Origin of the sequence: Citrobacter sp. CK194, assembly GCF_030333395.1 — a bacterium.
Lineage (GTDB): Bacteria > Pseudomonadota > Gammaproteobacteria > Enterobacterales > Enterobacteriaceae > Citrobacter_B > Citrobacter_B koseri.
In genome coordinates, this window is the sequence record NZ_JAOWGA010000015.1 from 281,823 (window position 1) to 299,723 (window position 17,901).

Consider the following 17,901-nt stretch of genomic DNA (forward strand, 5'->3'; position numbering starts at 1 on the left):
ATTAATTCATTTTCTATTTTAATAATTCGTATCATTCTTTTGCCGGAAATAATAACGCATCGCGTAATAAATGATCGTTTCCGCGACGGCGCGTGAATCCTGTCCGGTCAAAATACTCCAGAATCTGAATGGCGAGTTTTCGTCCAACATTCAGCCGATCGCGAAAATCAGCGGCGCAGGTCGAGCCTCTCTCCTGATCCAGTTCGCGGATCAGGTTCGCAAAAGCGACAATCCGATCGTTACGGTAATAACGATCTTTCACGATCGCGGTAATCATGCCCTGCTGTGCCGCCTGTCGCAGCACCTGCCGCATAACCTGCTCGTCCACGCCCTTTTCTTTCGCCAGATCGCGCACCCACCAGGGGTCGTCGCCAAACAGCGGCTCAATGTTTTGCCAGACGGCCTGCTGCTCGTCGCTGAAACCGGCTTTGTGATCCGGTAAATGCAACCAGCCATGGTGGCTGTGAATCACGCCGCTTTCACGCATACGGTCGATGAGCAGCAGCACCAGCGCTTCGTCTTCCATCGGGAGCGCCATGCGCCGCAAACGCTCGCGCCCCGGGCCGGGTTCATCGCGATGGTGTTCGTGGTACATCGCGAGCGTATCCAGAATCTTACGCTGCCAGCGCGCGGCGACAGGGGCATTCAACAGGCTGTAACCCGCCTGAATAAAACCATGCTGTTCAATAAGCTGGCGCATACCGTCGCCGTTGAGCTGCCGTGCCCACACGAAATCAGGAATATTCACCGCGCCGCGTTCGAGATGCGTCGCCAGCGCGGCGCTGTCATCCCTGGCGTTTTCCAGCGCCGACAGCCATTGCAGATATTCCGGTTTACGTTTACCGCGACGCGGCGAGTTGAGCGTCACCACGCGTGCGCCAGCAAGCGTGGTTCGGGCAGAAATATCGCGTAATACCAGCCGATCGTTATCGGCAAGCCATAGCGGCGTATCGAACACCAGTTCCGCCAGCGTGCCCTCCAGCAGGGAAATACGTCCGGTGACATGGCTGGCGGCGTGGTGAATATGCAGCGGTTGCCATTGCACGAGCGGCGCAGCATGTTCTAACGAAACGATGACGCGTGAAAAGGCATCCGGCGGTACGTCAGAGAGAAGCCAGTCGCCACGGTTAAGCTGCTCTTTTTCCGCATCACCCGCGATATTCAGCGCAATACGCTGTCCGGCATGAGCGTGTTCAGTCGCCTGATTCTGCGCATGCAGGCTGCGCACGCGCATTGGCTTATTCACACCGGTCAGCCACAGCGTATCGCCAACGTTCACTTCGCCGCTGAGCGCCGTACCGGTCACCACCAGCCCTGCGCCTTTCACCGTAAACGCGCGATCGATCGCCAGGCGAAAGCTCTGATGGCCGGGATGCGCGCGGCCCGTCAACTGCCGTAAATGCTCGCGCAATGCCTCAATACCGCGCCCTTCATTTGCGGCGGTGACAAACAGCGTCGCGTCGGCAAACCCGTAATGGCCCAGCGTCGCCAGAATCTCTTCCCGCACCTCTTCGATTCGCGCTTCGTCCACGCGGTCGGCTTTGGTCAGCGCAACCGTAAGCTGCGGATTGCCCGTCAGTTGTAAAATTTGCAGATGCTCGCGGGTCTGCGCCATCACGCCGTCATCGCAGGCGACAACCAGCAGCGCATGATCGATACCGCCCACGCCCGCCAGCATGTTGGAGAGAAACTTTTCATGACCGGGAACGTCGATAAATCCCAGTACGCGGCCATCCGGCTGCGGCCAGTAGGCATACCCCAGATCGATAGTCATACCGCGTTTTTTTTCTTCCGGCAGGCGATCGGCATTCACGCCGGTAATCGCCTGTAATAGCGTTGTTTTTCCGTGGTCAACGTGTCCGGCGGTTGCAATAATCATTTCAACATCATCTCCATAAACCGGGTCTCGTCTTCAAGGCAGCGGATATCCAGCCACAGGCGACCATCGTAAATTCGGCCAATGATCGGGACGGGCAGCGCGCGCCAGCGAGCCGCCAGCGCCTCAAGACGGCTTCCGCGCCCGTCATGCGGCGTAAAGGTCAGTGCCGCGCTGGGCAGCCGATCAACCGGCAGCGAACCGCTGCCGATCTGCGACAGGCAAGGCATCACGTTTACCGCGAACTCCGCGCTAAAGCGTGCGGCAAGCGCCGCCTGTAGCCGCTGCGCCTGCGCCTGAATCGCTGCTTCACTGCGGGTTAACAGCCGCAGCGTCGGCAGTTTCTCCGCCAGCGCTTCCGGGTGCAGGTAAAGTTGCAGGGTTGCCTCCAACGCCGCCAGCGTCATTTTGTCGGCACGCAGGGCCCGCTTCAGCGGGTGGCTTTGCAGTTGCGCAATCATCTCTTTCTTGCCGACAATGATCCCGGCCTGCGGCCCGCCCAGCAGCTTGTCGCCAGAGAAGCTGACCAGGCTGACGCCTGCGGCAATCAGCTGCTGCGGCATCGGTTCTTTCGGCAAGCCGTACTGACTGAGATCCACCAGCGAACCGCTGCCCAGATCCGCCACCACCGGGATATCCAGCTCCAGCCCAATAGCGGCCAGCTCTGCCTCATCCACCGCTTTGGTGAAGCCTTCAATACTGTAATTACTGGTATGCACTTTCATCAACAGGCCGGTGTTTTCATTCACCGCCTGACGATAATCTTTCGCGTGAGTCCGGTTGGTGGTGCCCACCTCATGCAGCGTACAGCCCGCCTGACGCATCACATCAGGAATACGAAACGCGCCGCCAATCTCCACCAGTTCGCCACGCGATACCACCACCTCTTTACCGTTCGCCGTCGCCGCCAGCATCAGCAACACGGCCGCCGCGTTGTTGTTCACAATACAGGCGTCTTCCGCCCCGGTAATGCGACATAACAGATCCGCCAGCGCCCGATCGCGGTGCCCGCGCCCGGCGCCATCCAGATCATATTCCAGTGTGACCGGAGCGCGCATTGCCTGCGTCACCGCGTCAATCGCCTCTTCCGCCTGCTGCGCACGCCCCAGATTGGTGTGCAGCACCGTTCCCGTCAGGTTAATCACCGGACGCAGCGCGCTTTGCGCCTCTTTCGCCAGCCGGATATTCACCTCTTGCGCCCAGTTCTCGCACCACGCGGGCAGCGCCTGCGTATCGCGAATCGCTTCCCTTGCTTCATCCAACATCTGGCGAAGCAGATCCACCACCCTGGTATGCCCGTGGGTATCACGTAAAGAGAGAAAAGTGCTGTCACGCAGTAAGCGATCGATAGCAGGAAGCTGGCTGTAGAGTGAACGCGTTTCGGTTGTCATGAAAAAGGCCTGGCTGTTGGTGGCCCCCTCCGGTGCGGAGAGGGATATCGACATGAGGGGGATTGTACCGTGAGTTTGCTCAGGCGGACATAATGCGCATCAAGCCTTTGGCGGTTCCGTGCGGGCAAAGCTTTCGCGTTGAAAGAGCGTTTCCACCAGTTTGACTAAGTGCGGTCTGTCCACACACCAGCCCGGCGCCACGCGGCGGAAATTGAGATAGCCCACAGCGCAGGCAATGGCGATGGTTGCCAGATTCACGGTATCGGTCTTAATCGTCCCGTCCACCAGATAGCCTTCCAGCGCGTCCAGGCTACGGTTGATTTTCTCGCGCTGGCGCAACAGTTCCGTTTCAGACTGCTGCGCCGCCGGGCGCGCCTGTTCACGCACGGAAACCAGACCGGCATCCATAATGCCGTCCGCCAGCGCTTCAATCTGCCGTACTTTCAGCGAGGCCAGCGGTTCACGCGGAATCATCACCGGAGCAATATCCAGTAACTCAATATATTCGGCGATTATCGGGGAATCGAACCAGCACTCTCCCTTATCCGTCACCAGCGCGGGGACTTTGCCAAGCGGGTTGTACTGCGCCACGCCGTTTTCCGCGTTGTAGGGAAGTTCATTCACAAATTCGAAAGTGATGCCCTTTTCCAGCAATAAAACCGAAATCTTTCGCACAAAAGGGCTGGTATAGCTGCCGATGAGTTTCATGCCGTGTCCTTTTTGCCAACAAAAAATAAAGTGGTATCAATAAATCTTGCCTTAGTTTTGCCGGATGGCGGCGCAAGCGCCTTATCCGGTCTACACATTGCAGACATTGTTCCTGTCGGTCTGATAAGCATAGCGCCATCAGGCATTTTTACTAAAAAGCAGGTGACGACCCGCTTAATGATCCAAATAAAGATAGTGCATCCAGCTGGTCATGCGCAGTAGCACCTTACGCATCACGGAGACATGGGCGAAGTGATCGGAGTAAACCGCAACCTGGGCGTAAATGCCGTCAGGCAGGGCATCCACATCGCTATTCGGCTCCAGCTCAATCAACGCAAGCACGCCGTCCATCCCCGGCGTTACGCTTAAGGACTGTAATGTTCCCTGCGCCTGGTAAGAACCGCCGGGCACAACCGGTAAAATACTCAACAACTTGCCCTGGAATACCTGGCCGGGCAGCGCATTGAACACCACTTCTGCCTCATCTCCCGCCTCAAGACGTAATAATGAGTTCTGCCGGAACTGGGCGACAATTTGCCGTTTTTGTTCGGGAATAAAAACCATTACCGGGCGCAGCGGCAGCGCGGCGGCATAGCTACCGGGCCGGATAAGCACCTGGGTCACATAGCCATTGCTCGGCGCGCGAATAACCGTCTGTTCAAGATTGTATTTCGCCTCGGCCAGCTGCGCCCGCAGGCTGACGATTTGCGACTGCTCGCCATCGACCATGCTGTCCAGTTGGCTCTGGATCTGCGTTTGCTCAGCAACAGAACCTTTTACCATCGCATCCTGCGCTAAATAGTTTTGCCGCGCGTTATCGATATCGCTTTCAGAAAACGGATTCACCCTCGCCTGACTGCCTTTCAGATAGCGCTGATAATCCTTATAGAGGCGGTCGCGTTCTGCGGACACCCGCGTGGTATTGGCCTGAGCCTCCGCTAATTGCGCCTTCAGGGTATGTATATTATGCGTGGTCGTGACCAGGTCAGCCTGTAACCTGTCGACCCGCGCCTGATACCGCACGGGATCGATTTTGAATAAAACATCGCCTTTTTTAATCAGCTGATTATTTTTATCCGTTACCTCACTCACAATACCTGTTACCTGCGGCGTAATAGGAATAGAAATAACCGCTTTCTGCGCCGTAAAAGTATAGGGGTGGTTATAGTTCATTAATAATATAAGTCCGCTAACTAAAAATACCCCGCCTAATGCCGCCGTGGAAAGTGTCCATTGATTCACCGGAATCCTGAATATTTTAAATACCGCCCAGGCTAATGCTACGTAGGTCAAAACAATCAACAGATCCATGATTAGCTCTCCGACGGGGGAATATCAGGGGACTGTACCTCAGCCAGCTTTCGCTCCAGCGCTTCCACACGTTTCGACAAGGCGATAAGTTCCGTGTCAGGCTCCGGTTCTGGCCCCGGCTCAGGTTCCTTTTCCTGCGGTGAAACATGCGCTTGCATGCCCCAGCCCCGTTCAGGCTGATAAAGCGTGGCCCAAATCCACAGAAACGGCCAAATAACATGAAGCGTAAACAGACTGACCCAACCAGCAGTATGAATAGCATCAGCATGGGGGTGGTTTCGTTTTTTAGCGATCAGATAAGGGATGTCATGAATCATGATGATTCCATAAAAAATCACCAGAAAAACAAAGATCAATACTCCTAACGCGAAATAATTTAGAAACATACCTGCTCCGGCTTCACGCTAATAAGAGTGTTAAATGACAGGCGGCGTATTACGATTCCACCGATATTTTGAACATAATTCGAGTCCGCCATTTTCGCCATCAAACCCAAAGATAATTTTGCACGGCGAGAGGTTGCTCAATTACACATCAGAATGAAGCATGAGGCGGAATCTGCTTAAGATCACACCACACAGGTTTCGGATGAAAATATCTTGTGATTTAGATCACAAAAATTCAACAAACCCTCAAATCAAAAATGTGAAACAGTTCACATTTAAACGCTATTTCCACCGGTGATTCCGGGTTTGTTGTTTTTTTACACAGCTGTTTTGTGATCAATATCACATCAATAACCACCATCTACCCTATATTCATGTGATCTAAATCACACAACAAGCCAGCAACTGGACAGTTGAACGATTCAGTGCCAGATTTCGCACTATCTACAGGGTCCGGCTACCTCTGCCGCTACATTAACAAACCTCGGGCTTCGAGCCTGCGCGACAGCAAACATAAGAAGGGGTGTTTTTATGTCATCCGATATTAAGATCAAAGTGCAAAGCTTTGGTCGTTTCCTCAGCAATATGGTGATGCCAAATATCGGCGCGTTTATCGCGTGGGGTATTATCACCGCATTATTTATTCCAACAGGGTGGTTGCCTAACGAAACGCTGGCAAAGCTCGTTGGTCCGATGATCACCTACCTCCTGCCGCTGCTGATCGGTTATACCGGTGGTAAGCTGGTAGGCGGCGAGCGCGGCGGCGTGGTCGGTGCTATCACCACGATGGGCGTTATCGTCGGTGCGGACATGCCGATGTTCCTCGGCTCAATGATCGCAGGCCCGCTGGGCGGCTACTGCATCAAGAAATTCGATAGCTGGGTAGACGGTAAGATCAAATCCGGTTTCGAAATGCTGGTGAATAACTTCTCCGCTGGCATCATCGGGATGATCCTCGCGATTCTGGCGTTCCTCGGCATTGGCCCGGCGGTTGAAGTCCTGTCCAAACTGCTGGCAGCCGGCGTTAACTTCATGGTTGTCCATGACATGCTGCCGCTGGCGTCTATCTTCGTTGAACCGGCGAAAATCCTGTTCCTCAACAACGCGATCAACCACGGTATCTTCTCGCCGCTGGGTATTCAGCAGTCCCATGAGCTGGGTAAATCCATCTTCTTCCTGATCGAAGCTAACCCAGGCCCGGGTATGGGTATCCTGATGGCGTACATGTTCTTCGGTCGCGGCAGCGCAAAACAGTCTGCTGGCGGTGCGGCAATCATCCACTTCCTGGGCGGTATCCACGAAATTTACTTCCCGTACGTGCTGATGAACCCGCGTCTGATCCTGGCCGTTATCCTCGGTGGTATGACTGGCGTGTTTACGCTGACCATCCTGAACGGCGGTCTGGTTTCTCCGGCGTCTCCGGGTTCTATCCTGGCGGTACTGGCGATGACGCCAAAAGGCGCCTACTTCGCTAACATCACGGCGATTATCGCTGCTATGGCGGTCTCCTTCATCATTGCCTCCATTCTGCTGAAAACCAGCAAAGTGAAAGAAGATGATGATATCGACGCGGCAACCCGTCGCGTGCAGGACATGAAAGCAGAATCTAAAGGCGCATCCGCGCTGTCCGCTGGCGATGTGACCAACGACCTGAGCCATGTACGTAAAATCATCGTTGCCTGTGATGCCGGTATGGGTTCCAGCGCAATGGGTGCGGGCGTACTGCGCAAAAAAGTTCAGGATGCGGGTCTGAGCCAGATTTCCGTCACCAACAGCGCGATCAACAACCTGCCGCCGGATGTCGACCTGGTCATCACTCACCGTGACCTGACCGAGCGCGCCATGCGCCAGGTTCCGCAAGCGCAGCACATTTCGCTGACCAACTTCCTGGATAGCGGACTGTACACCAGCCTGACCGAACGTCTGGTTGCCGCGCAGCGCCACAACACCAACGAAGAGAAAGTACGCGACCATCTGAAAGACAGCTTTGATGAAGGGGATAACAACCTGTTCAAGCTGGGCGCAGAAAACATCTTCCTGGGTCGTAAAGCCGCCACTAAAGAAGAAGCCATTCGCTTTGCGGGCGAGCAACTGGTGAAAGGCGGTTATGTTGAGCCAGAATACATCGACGCCATGCTGGAACGTGAAAAACTGACCCCGACTTATCTGGGTGAGTCTATCGCCGTACCGCACGGCACCGTGGAAGCCAAAGACCGCGTGCTGAAAACCGGTGTGGTCTTCTGCCAGTACCCGGAAGGCGTTCGCTTCGGTGAAGAAGAAGACGATATCGCCCGCCTGGTCATTGGTATCGCGGCGCGTAACAACGAGCACATCCAGGTCATCACCAGCCTGACTAACGCGCTGGATGATGAGTCCGTGATCGAGCGTCTGGCGCATACCACCAGCGTGGATGAAGTGCTGGAACTGCTGGCCGGTCGTAAGTAAGTCCGTTGCCCGGTGGCGCTCACGCTTACCGGGCCTACGATGTGCAGTTCCCGTAGGCCGGCATCATGCCCGGCGACGCTGCTAGCGGGCCTGCGGTGTACGGTTTCCTCTCCCGCAAGGGAGAGGGTTTGGGTGAGGGGGGAAGCCATGCGGTCCCTCACCCCAGCCCTCTCGGGTAAAAACATTAATGAAGGTTAACACTATGAAAGCATTACATTTTGGCGCAGGTAATATCGGTCGTGGATTTATCGGCAAACTGCTGGCTGACGCGGGGATACAACTGACGTTCGCGGATGTAAACCAGGTCGTGCTCGACGCCCTGAATGCCCGTCATAGCTATCAGGTTCATGTGGTGGGTGAAAATGAGCAGGTTGATACGGTTTCCGGCGTTAATGCCGTGAGCAGCATCAGCGATGACGTGGTTGAGCTGATTGCGCATGTCGATTTGGTCACGACCGCCGTTGGGCCAGTAGTACTGGAACGCATTGCTCCGGCCATCGCCAAAGGCCTGGTTAAACGTAAAACGCAGGGGATTGAAGCGCCGCTTAACATCATTGCCTGCGAAAACATGGTGCGCGGCACCACGCAATTGAAAGGTCATGTGATGAACGCCCTGGCGGATGAAGACAAAGCCTGGGTTGAACAACATGTCGGTTTTGTCGATTCCGCCGTCGACCGTATCGTGCCGCCTTCTGCCTCCGCCACGAACGACCCGCTGGAAGTCACCGTGGAAACCTTCAGCGAGTGGATTGTCGATAAAACGCAGTTCAAAGGCGCGCTGCCAGATATTCCAGGTATGGAATTAACCGATAACCTGATGGCATTTGTCGAACGTAAACTCTTCACGCTGAACACCGGGCATGCTATAACCGCGTACCTCGGAAAATTAACCGGTCATCAGACCATCCGTGACGCGATTCTCGATGAGAAAATCCGCGCTGTGGTAAAAGGGGCGATGGAAGAGAGCGGCGCGGTGCTGATCAAACGCTACGGTTTTGATGCCGACAAACATGCGGCATACATTCAGAAAATCCTCGGTCGTTTTGAAAACCCGTATCTGAAAGATGACGTTGAGCGCGTTGGCCGCCAGCCGCTGCGTAAACTGAGTGCGGGCGACCGTCTGATCAAACCGCTGCTGGGCACGCTGGAATACGGCCTGCCGCACGTTAACCTGGTCAACGGTATCGCTGCCGCGATGCACTTTACCAGCGAAGACGATCCGCAGGCCCAGGAACTGGCTGCGCTGATCGCAGAGAAAGGGCCGCAGGAAGCGCTGGCGCAAATTTCCGGGCTGGATGTAAACAGCGAAGTGGTAGCGGAGGCGGTTAACGCATACAACGCGACCAAATGAGGCAAAATACGGCGCAGGTCATCCTGCGCCCGAATGACAGATTGTCAGATATGCAGGCAATAATGGAACAAACCCAGGCCTTTGAAAACCGCGTGCTTGAGCGTCTGAATGCTGGCAAAACCGTACGAAGTTTCCTCATCACCGCCGTAGAGTTACTCACCGAGGCGGTGAATATTCTGGTACTTCAGGTGTTTCGCAAAGACGATTATGCGGTGAAATACGCAGTAGAACCGTTGCTCGACGGCGATGGACCGCTGGGCGATCTCTCGGTGCGTCTGAAGCTGATCTACGGTCTGGGGGTACTCAGTCGCCCTGAATACGAAGATGCGGAACTGCTGATGGCGCTGCGTGAAGAACTGAATCACGACGGTAATGAATATGCGTTCACCGACGACGAAATTCTCGGGCCGTTTGGCGAACTGCACTGCGTGACGGCGTTACCGCCGCCGCCGCATTTTGAGACCTCTGACCCGGGTTTATACGCCATGCAAATTCAGCGCTACCAGCAAGCGGTACGCTCAACGATGGTGCTTTCCCTGACCGAGCTGATTTCTAAAATCAGCTTAAAAAAAGCCTTTCAAAAATAGACCGTCAACCACTTACTGTTTTTCTTCCGGCTGCGGCTGATAGAGCTGGCGATAATATTCCAGACGTTGCAGGTACATCTGCGCATTTGCCTTCGGCACCTCATCAGGAACCATATCGCGCGGCGGCGTTTTATTCAGATACTCCCGAAATGCCTGACTCGAAGCCATAAAATCTACAGCCTTATCAATAAGAAGCGGAACGTTGTCACCTATTTTGACCATGATGATATCTCCATGTATTCTCCGCGTCGGGGAATGCGCGGCCGCTAATTTTAGTTTAGGCTCAGACAGGGTTTTCTATTGGGGAAAACGTGCTTAATCGCAAACCGCCATGCAGAAACCGTTAACATCACGTTTTGTTTATTAAATAAGTATTAAATCAAGACGTTACACAATCAATTAGCATTATAATACTTGCCTTATTTGATTATTTTTATCCCATTAGTTGTGAATAATCCCGCTCTGCGCGCATACTATAGAAAATTCATCCTGGTTCCATCAGAAGCTATCCCATGAAAGAAGTCGAAAAAAACGAAATTAAACGTCTGAGCGATCGCCTGGACGCCATCCGCCACCAGCAGGCCTCGCTATCCCTTGTCGATGCCGCTGACAAATATGCCGAACTGGAAAAAGAGAAAGCCACGCTGGAAGCCGAGATCGTGCGCCTGCGTGACGTTCACAGCCAGAAGCTGAGTAAAGAAGCGCAAAAGCTGATGAACCTGCCGTTTCGCCGCGCGATTACCAAAAAAGAACAGGCCGATATGGGCAAGCTGAAGAAAAGCGTGCGCGGTCTGGTTGTCGTCCACCCAATGACGGCATTAGGCCGTGAAATGGGTCTGAAAGAGATGACCGGTTTCGCAAAAACCGAGTTTTAACCTTCTGCCGGGTACGCGCACGCTTGCCCGGCCCGCCCTTTCCCTCGCCTCCCTCAATTGGCCCAACCAATTATCCCTTAATCCGATCACTGGTTCACAGTTCATTAAAATTCACCTACACTAGCGTTGCCAATAAGCAACATTTGATTAACCATTCATTGTCATTACCCCTACATCCCAATATTGGCAGGGCCACTTTTACACATAATGTGACAAAGAGATGAGCAAAAGACTCATTGCATTATGCGTGTGACCCTCAGGAGACCTGCAATGAATCTCTGGCAACAAAACTACGATCCGGCCGGTAACATCTGGATTTCCAGCCTGATCGCATCGCTTCCGATCCTGTTCTTTTTCTTCGCGCTGATTAAGCTCAAGCTGAAAGGCTACATCGCCGCCTCCTGGACGGTCGCAATCGCGCTGGCTGTCGCGCTGCTGTTTTACAAAATGCCGGTGGATAACGCTCTGGCTGCGGTGGTGTATGGCTTCTTCTATGGTCTGTGGCCGATTGCCTGGATCATTATCGCCGCCGTCTTTGTCTATAAAATCTCTGTCAGAACCGGGCAATTCGACATCATCCGGTCATCAATATTGTCAATTACCCCTGACCAGCGTCTGCAAATGCTGATCGTCGGCTTTTCCTTCGGGGCATTCCTTGAAGGGGCAGCGGGCTTTGGCGCGCCAGTGGCGATTACTGCGGCTCTGTTAGTCGGCCTGGGCTTTAATCCGCTGTATGCGGCGGGTTTGTGCCTGATCGTTAACACCGCGCCGGTCGCGTTTGGCGCGATGGGGATTCCGATTCTGGTGGCCGGTCAGGTCACCGGGCTGGACAGCTTTGAGATCGGCCAGATGGTCGGCCGTCAGTTGCCGTTCCTGACCATTATCGTGCTGTTCTGGATCATGGCGATTATGGACGGCTGGCGCGGCGTGAAAGAGACCTGGCCTGCGGTGATGGTGGCGGGTGGTTCATTTGCTATCGCCCAGTACCTCAGCTCTAACTTTATCGGCCCGGAACTGCCGGACATCATCTCGTCGCTGGTCTCGCTGGTCTGTCTGACGCTGTTCCTGAAACGCTGGCAGCCGGTACGTATTTTCCGCTTTGGCGATATGGGCGCTTCACAGGTCGATCAGACGCTGGACCGCACCCATTACACGGTTGGTCAAATCGTTCGCGCATGGTCGCCGTTCCTGTTCCTGACTGCAACCGTTACCCTCTGGAGCGTTCCGCCGTTTAAAGCGATGTTTGCCCCAGGCGGCGCGCTGTACGACTGGGTGATTAATATTCCGGTTCCGCATCTCGATAAGCTGGTTGCCCGTATGCCGCCAGTGGTGCATGAGGCAACCGCCTACGCTGCGGTCTATAAGTTCGACTGGTTCTCCGCTACCGGTACGGCCATTCTGTTCGCTGCGCTGCTGTCCGTCGTCTGGCTGAAAATGAAACCATCTGCCGCAATCCAGACATTCGGCAGCACGCTGAAAGAGTTAGCGCTGCCGATTTACTCCATCGGGATGGTGCTGGCATTCGCGTTTATCTCTAACTACTCCGGGCTCTCCTCTACGCTGGCGTTAGCGCTGGCGCATACGGGCAGCGCCTTTACCTTCTTCTCGCCGTTCCTTGGCTGGCTGGGCGTATTCCTGACGGGGTCTGATACCTCATCAAACGCGCTGTTTGCCGCCCTGCAGGCGACGGCCGCCCAGCAAATCGGCGTCTCTGACGTGCTGATGGTGGCGGCGAATACCACCGGCGGCGTAACCGGTAAGATGATCTCTCCGCAGTCTATCGCCATTGCCTGTGCGGCAGTGGGTCTGGTAGGGAAAGAGTCCGACCTGTTCCGCTTTACCGTTAAACACAGCCTGATTTTCACCTGCATGGTGGGTGTGATTACCACACTTCAGGCCTATGTCTTAACCTGGATGATTCCGTGATTGTGATGCCAAAACGCCTGTCAGACGAGGTTGCTTCTCGTGTGCGGACGCTGATTGAAGAACAACAGCTGGAGGCGGGCATGAAGTTGCCCGCCGAGCGCCAGCTGGCCGTACAACTGGGCGTGTCGCGCAATTCTCTGCGCGAGGCGCTGGCGAAACTGGTCAGTGAAGGCGTGCTGATCAGCCGCCGGGGCGGCGGAACGTTCGTTCGCTGGCAGCATGAAACCTGGTCCGAACAGAATATCGTTCAGCCGTTGAAAACGCTGATGGCGGACGACCCGGACTACAGCTTCGACATTCTGGAAGCCCGCCACGCCATTGAAGCCAGCACCGCCTGGCACGCCGCGATGCGCGCCACGCCCGCTGATAAAGAGAAAATTAAGCTCTGCTTTGACGCCACGCTCAGTGAGGACCCGGACCTCGCCTCCCAGGCGGATGTTCGCTTCCATCTCGCGATTGCGGAGGCCTCGCACAACGTCGTGCTGTTGCAGACCATGCGCGGCTTCTTTGATGTCCTGCAATCATCCGTGAAGCAGAGCCGCCAGCGTATGTATCTCGTTCCGCCGGTGTTTTCAAAACTGACGGAACAACATCAGGCGGTGATGGACGCCATTCTGGCCGGTGATGCCGACGGCGCACGTAAAGCCATGATGGCGCACCTCAGTTTCGTCCACACCACCATTAAACGATTTGATGAAGACCAAGCCCGCCAGGCGCGTATTACCCGCCTGCCCGGTGACCATAATGAGATTTCCAGGGAGAACAAAGCATGATCATTTCAGCAGCCAGCGATTATCGCGCCGCAGCCCAACGCATTCTGCCCCCTTTCTTGTTCCACTACATCGACGGCGGCGCCTATGCGGAATATACCCTGCGTCGTAACGTGGAAGACTTGTCAGAGGTGGCGCTCCGCCAGCGCGTGCTGAAGAATATGTCCGACCTGAGCCTGGAAACCACCCTGTTTAACGAAAAGCTGTCGATGCCGGTTGCACTGGCTCCGGTTGGCCTGTGCGGAATGTATGCGCGTCGCGGTGAAGTTCAGGCCGCCGCCGCCGCCGATGCGAAAGGGATTCCGTTTACCCTCTCCACCGTTTCTGTCTGCCCCATCGAGGAAGTCGCGCCGACGATTAAACGCCCGATGTGGTTCCAGCTGTACGTCCTGCGCGATCGCGGTTTTATGCGTAACGCGCTGGAGCGCGCCAAAGCGGCGGGCTGCTCCACGCTGGTCTTTACCGTCGATATGCCAACGCCTGGCGCGCGTTACCGTGACGCCCACTCCGGGATGAGCGGCCCGAATGCCGCCCTGCGCCGCTATTGGCAGGCTGCAACCCATCCGCAATGGGCCTGGGATGTCGGCCTGAACGGTCGTCCGCACGATCTTGGCAATATCTCCGCCTACCTTGGCAAACCGACCGGGCTGGAAGATTACATCGGCTGGCTGGCGAACAACTTCGATCCGTCGATTTCCTGGAAAGACCTGGAGTGGATCCGTGAATTCTGGGACGGCCCAATGGTGATCAAAGGGATCCTCGATCCCGAAGACGCCCGCGACGCGGTACGCTTTGGCGCTGATGGCATCGTGGTCTCTAACCACGGCGGCCGCCAGCTCGACGGCGTACTCTCCTCCGCCCGCGCCCTGCCCGCCATTGCCGATGCGGTGAAAGGCGATATCGCCATTCTGGCGGACAGCGGAATTCGTAATGGTCTGGACGTGGTACGCATGATTGCGCTTGGGGCCGATAGCGTACTGCTTGGCCGTGCGTATCTGTACGCGCTGGCGACGGCGGGTCAGGCTGGCGTGGCGAACCTGCTGGATCTGATCGAAAAAGAGATGAAAGTCGCCATGACGCTGACCGGCGCAAAATCAATCAGCGAGATCAGCCGTGATTCGCTGGTGCAGGAACTCGGTAAGTCTGTTCCGGCTGCGCTGGCGCCACTATCGCAGGGTGATGCGGCGTAGGCTGGATAAGGCGTCAGCCGCCATCCGACAATGTAATGTGCATCAGGGATGCCTGATGGCGCTACGCTTATCAGGCCTACTACAGGGTGAGGGTGAACGTATTTTCTGCTATTCTGCCCCCCGCACTTAAGGGGGCAGTTAAGCATGTTGAATATCGTATTATTCGAACCAGAAATCCCACCAAACACCGGCAATATTATTCGTCTTTGCGCCAATACCGGTTTTCGTCTGCATATTATCGAACCGATGGGCTTCACATGGGATGATAAACGTCTGCGCCGCGCGGGGCTGGACTATCACGAGTTTGCCGCCGTACAGCGCCATCACGATTACGCCGCCTTTGTCGCCGCCGAAAACCCACAGCGTCTGTTTGCTCTGACCACCAAAGGCACCCCTGCCCATAGCGCGGTGAGTTATCAGGATGGGGACTACCTGATGTTTGGCCCGGAAACGCGCGGTTTACCGGCGACCATTCTCGACGCGCTGCCCGCAGAACAAAAAATTCGTATTCCAATGATGCCGGACAGCCGCAGCATGAACCTGTCGAACGCGGTGTCGGTCGTGGTGTATGAGGCATGGCGCCAGTTGGGGTATCCTGGCGCGGTATTGCGTCGTTGATTTCTGTCGGATGGCGGCTGACGCCTTATCCGACCTACGGAGTTGGTAGGCCCGGTAAGCGCAGCGCCACCGGGCATAAAGTCAGATGCCGTCGCCGTATTCGAACGTATGGTGAATCCCGTTAAAATGCTGATCCATATCCATTGACGGCTTATCGCTGTCGGGCTTGCCGACAATCCGCGCCGGAACGCCCGCTGCGGTAGTGTGTGGCGGTACGGGCTGCAAGACCACGGAGCCCGCGCCAATCTTCGCGCCGCGCCCCACTTCGATATTGCCAAGGATCTTCGCCCCGGCGCCAATCATCACGCCTTCACGAATTTTGGGATGACGATCGCCGCTGGTTTTCCCGGTCCCGCCAAGCGTGACCGATTGCAGGATCGAGACATCGTTTTCGATTACCGCCGTTTCACCGACCACAATCCCCGTCGCGTGATCGAGCATAATGCCGCGTCCAATTTTCGCCGCCGGGTGAATATCGACCTGGAAGGTGACAGAAACCTGATTTTGCAGGAATATCGCCAGCGCGCGGCGGCCTTCATTCCATAACCAGTGGCCGATACGGTAGGCCTGGAGAGCATGGAAGCCTTTCAGATACAGAAGCGGCGTCGAGTATTTGTCTACCGCCGGGTCGCGGGTGCGTACCGCCTGAATATCACAGGCAGCAGAGGCGATCATTTCCGGGTCGGCGGCGTAGGCCTCTTCCACCACTTCACGGATGGCGATGGCAGGCATAATCGGAGATGCGAGTTTGTTCGCCAGCATATAGCTCAGCGCACTGCCCAGGTTTTCATGCTTGAGTAGCGTCGCGTGGTAGAAACTGGCCAGCATCGGCTCACAGTCCGCCAGAGCCCGGGCTTCGGCTTTAATATTGTTCCAGACGATATCCAGTTCTTCACATGACATTGCTGACTCCAGGTATCAGGCTAACGACCGGCCCGTTCTTCGCGGGCCGGGTCATTTAATAAAACAGATCCTTACGGCTAGTGGCGACTACGCTCGTCCTTGCGTGCACGACCTAATAACGTCAATGCTGCCTCGCGCGCGTTTTTTCCGCAATACAATACTTGATAAATTTCCTCGGTTATTGGCATTTCGACACCAAAACGGTGCGCCAACTCACGAACTTCTTTTGTATTACGGTAGCCTTCAACCACCTGACCAATTTTGTCCTGCGCGCTCTGAACATCCATGCCCTGACCGAGCATCATGCCGAAACGGCGGTTACGCGACTGGTTGTCAGTACAGGTCAGAACCAGGTCGCCCAGACCCGCCATTCCCATAAAGGTGGTCGGATCGGCCCCCAGCGCCGCGCCAAGACGCGACATTTCCGTCAGCCCACGCGTGATCAGCGCGGTACGTGCGTTTGCGCCAAAACCGATGCCGTCAGACATGCCTGCGCCAATCGCAATCACGTTTTTCACCGCACCGCCCAGCTGCACGCCGATGAAATCGGGGTTGCTGTAGACGCGAAAACTCTTACCGCAGTGCAAAAGTTCCTGCAAATCATCCGCGAAGGTTTCGTCCGTCGACGCCAGAGAAATTGCCGTCGGCAAACCCGCCGCCAGTTCTTTAGCGAATGTCGGGCCGGATATCACCGCCAGCGGGATGTCATCGCCCAACGCTTCACGGGCGACATCCTGCAACAGGCGCCCCGTTTCCGCTTCCAGACCTTTGGTCGCCCAGACCAGGCGCGCATCAGGACGCATCAGCGGTTTAATCTGTCGCAGCACCTCGCCAAAGACATGGCTTGGCACCACCACCAGGATGTTACGGCTGGCCGCCAGCGCGGTGGCTAAGTCGCTTTCAAGGCGTAGCGTATCGGGAAAAGGCACATCAGGGAGGAACGCGACGTTGCAGCGGTCTCGCTCAAGGGTCGCGACATGTTTAGGATCGTGGCCCCACAGGACAACCTGGTGGCCGTTTCTCGCCAGGGTGATGGCAAGAGCGGTGCCGTACGAGCCAGCACCGATCACAGTCATTGAAGCATTACTTTGGTTCATCAGGCATCCTGATGTTCTTCAGTACCTTCGCCAGCCTGCTGCTGTAAATAGTTCATGAACAGCGCATCGAAGTTAACCGGCGCAAGATTCAGTTGCGGGAACGTGCCGCGTGAAACCAGGCTGGTGATGCATTCGCGGGCATACGGGAACAGAATGTTCGGGCAGTATGCACCCAGGCAATGCGCCATCTGAGTTCCTTCAATACCACTGATGGAGAAAATGCCGCCCTGCTGAACTTCGCACAGGAAAGCGGTTTCTTCGCCCAGGGAAGCCGTTACGGTAACACGCAGTACCACTTCGTATACGTCATCTGCCAGTTGAGTAGACGCCGTATCAAGATCAAGTTTAACCTCTGGCTGCCAATCTTTCTGGAAAACATGCGGCGCATTTGGCGCTTCGAAAGACACATCCTTGGTGTAGATACGTTGGATCTGGAAAGCCATTTCGGTGTTATTTTGTTCTGACAT

17 protein-coding genes are annotated in these 17,901 nt (G+C 55.5%); 8 read left to right on the forward strand and 9 right to left on the reverse strand.

The window, feature by feature from the left end; all coding sequences use genetic code 11:
* Positions 1-31: 31 nt before the first annotated feature.
* The 5 genes from selB to OGX80_RS06780 all read right to left on the reverse strand — a co-directional run bounded on the left by selB (position 32) and on the right by OGX80_RS06780 (position 5,672).
* Positions 32-1,879, reverse strand: a complete 1,848-nt coding sequence (gene selB, locus OGX80_RS06760) for a selenocysteine-specific translation elongation factor (RefSeq protein WP_058668276.1) — start codon at positions 1,877-1,879, stop codon at positions 32-34.
* On the reverse strand, positions 1,876-3,267 hold the full coding sequence (gene selA / locus OGX80_RS06765; protein ID WP_115180977.1) for an L-seryl-tRNA(Sec) selenium transferase: 1,392 nt from the start codon (positions 3,265-3,267) through the stop codon (positions 1,876-1,878). Before selA ends, selB begins: the two co-directional genes overlap by 4 nt.
* A 99-nt stretch (positions 3,268-3,366) precedes the next feature.
* Entirely contained in the window at positions 3,367-3,975 is a 609-nt protein-coding gene (locus OGX80_RS06770; protein WP_047460300.1) for a glutathione S-transferase, read from the reverse strand.
* A 174-nt stretch (positions 3,976-4,149) separates the two neighbouring features.
* On the reverse strand, positions 4,150-5,286 hold the full coding sequence (locus OGX80_RS06775) for an HlyD family secretion protein (RefSeq protein ID WP_115180976.1): 1,137 nt from the start codon (positions 5,284-5,286) through the stop codon (positions 4,150-4,152).
* Between the two features lie 2 nt (positions 5,287-5,288).
* The gene (locus OGX80_RS06780; RefSeq protein ID WP_115180975.1) at positions 5,289-5,672 is read right to left on the reverse strand and encodes a DUF3302 domain-containing protein; all 384 of its coding nucleotides are present in this window, start codon (positions 5,670-5,672) and stop codon (positions 5,289-5,291) included.
* A gap of 531 nt (positions 5,673-6,203) precedes the next feature.
* Between OGX80_RS06780 and mtlA the strand changes: the two genes are divergently transcribed.
* The 3 genes from mtlA to mtlR all read left to right on the forward strand — a co-directional run bounded on the left by mtlA (position 6,204) and on the right by mtlR (position 10,055).
* Complete coding sequence (gene mtlA, locus OGX80_RS06785) at positions 6,204-8,117, forward strand: PTS mannitol transporter subunit IICBA (RefSeq protein ID WP_012135735.1); 1,914 nt, start codon at positions 6,204-6,206, stop codon at positions 8,115-8,117.
* A gap of 202 nt (positions 8,118-8,319) precedes the next feature.
* On the forward strand, positions 8,320-9,468 hold the full coding sequence (gene mtlD / locus OGX80_RS06790) for a mannitol-1-phosphate 5-dehydrogenase (protein ID WP_024131058.1): 1,149 nt from the start codon (positions 8,320-8,322) through the stop codon (positions 9,466-9,468).
* Positions 9,465-10,055 (forward strand): mannitol operon repressor MtlR, encoded by a 591-nt coding sequence (gene mtlR, locus OGX80_RS06795; protein WP_012135737.1) that lies wholly within the window; start codon positions 9,465-9,467, stop codon positions 10,053-10,055. Before mtlD ends, mtlR begins: the two co-directional genes overlap by 4 nt.
* A gap of 12 nt (positions 10,056-10,067) precedes the next feature.
* Here mtlR and OGX80_RS06800 read toward each other — a convergent pair whose 3' ends face one another.
* The gene (locus OGX80_RS06800; RefSeq protein ID WP_012135738.1) at positions 10,068-10,277 is read right to left on the reverse strand and encodes a hypothetical protein; all 210 of its coding nucleotides are present in this window, start codon (positions 10,275-10,277) and stop codon (positions 10,068-10,070) included.
* Between the two features lie 290 nt (positions 10,278-10,567).
* Here OGX80_RS06800 and OGX80_RS06805 point away from each other — a divergent pair, with 290 nt between their 5' ends.
* The 5 genes from OGX80_RS06805 to trmL all read left to right on the forward strand — a co-directional run bounded on the left by OGX80_RS06805 (position 10,568) and on the right by trmL (position 15,434).
* Positions 10,568-10,930: a YibL family ribosome-associated protein gene (locus OGX80_RS06805; protein ID WP_012135739.1), complete on the forward strand. Its 363-nt coding sequence runs from the start codon at positions 10,568-10,570 to the stop codon at positions 10,928-10,930.
* Between the two features lie 270 nt (positions 10,931-11,200).
* On the forward strand, positions 11,201-12,856 hold the full coding sequence (gene lldP / locus OGX80_RS06810) for an L-lactate permease (protein ID WP_047460287.1): 1,656 nt from the start codon (positions 11,201-11,203) through the stop codon (positions 12,854-12,856).
* Positions 12,853-13,629: a transcriptional regulator LldR gene (lldR, locus tag OGX80_RS06815; protein WP_115180974.1), complete on the forward strand. Its 777-nt coding sequence runs from the start codon at positions 12,853-12,855 to the stop codon at positions 13,627-13,629. Before lldP ends, lldR begins: the two co-directional genes overlap by 4 nt.
* The gene (lldD, locus tag OGX80_RS06820) at positions 13,626-14,816 is read left to right on the forward strand and encodes a quinone-dependent L-lactate dehydrogenase (RefSeq protein ID WP_047460285.1); all 1,191 of its coding nucleotides are present in this window, start codon (positions 13,626-13,628) and stop codon (positions 14,814-14,816) included. Before lldR ends, lldD begins: the two co-directional genes overlap by 4 nt.
* Positions 14,817-14,960: 144 nt before the next feature.
* Positions 14,961-15,434, forward strand: coding sequence for a tRNA (uridine(34)/cytosine(34)/5-carboxymethylaminomethyluridine(34)-2'-O)-methyltransferase TrmL (gene trmL, locus OGX80_RS06825; protein ID WP_012135744.1), 474 nt, complete (start codon positions 14,961-14,963; stop codon positions 15,432-15,434).
* 81 nt (positions 15,435-15,515) lie between these two features.
* Here trmL and cysE read toward each other — a convergent pair whose 3' ends face one another.
* The 3 genes from cysE to secB all read right to left on the reverse strand — a co-directional run bounded on the left by cysE (position 15,516) and on the right by secB (position 17,901).
* On the reverse strand, positions 15,516-16,337 hold the full coding sequence (cysE, locus tag OGX80_RS06830) for a serine O-acetyltransferase (protein ID WP_012135745.1): 822 nt from the start codon (positions 16,335-16,337) through the stop codon (positions 15,516-15,518).
* A gap of 77 nt (positions 16,338-16,414) precedes the next feature.
* Positions 16,415-17,434, reverse strand: a complete 1,020-nt coding sequence (gpsA, locus tag OGX80_RS06835) for an NAD(P)H-dependent glycerol-3-phosphate dehydrogenase (protein WP_012135746.1) — start codon at positions 17,432-17,434, stop codon at positions 16,415-16,417.
* Positions 17,434-17,901, reverse strand: coding sequence for a protein-export chaperone SecB (gene secB, locus OGX80_RS06840; protein WP_003024155.1), 468 nt, complete (start codon positions 17,899-17,901; stop codon positions 17,434-17,436). Before secB ends, gpsA begins: the two co-directional genes overlap by 1 nt.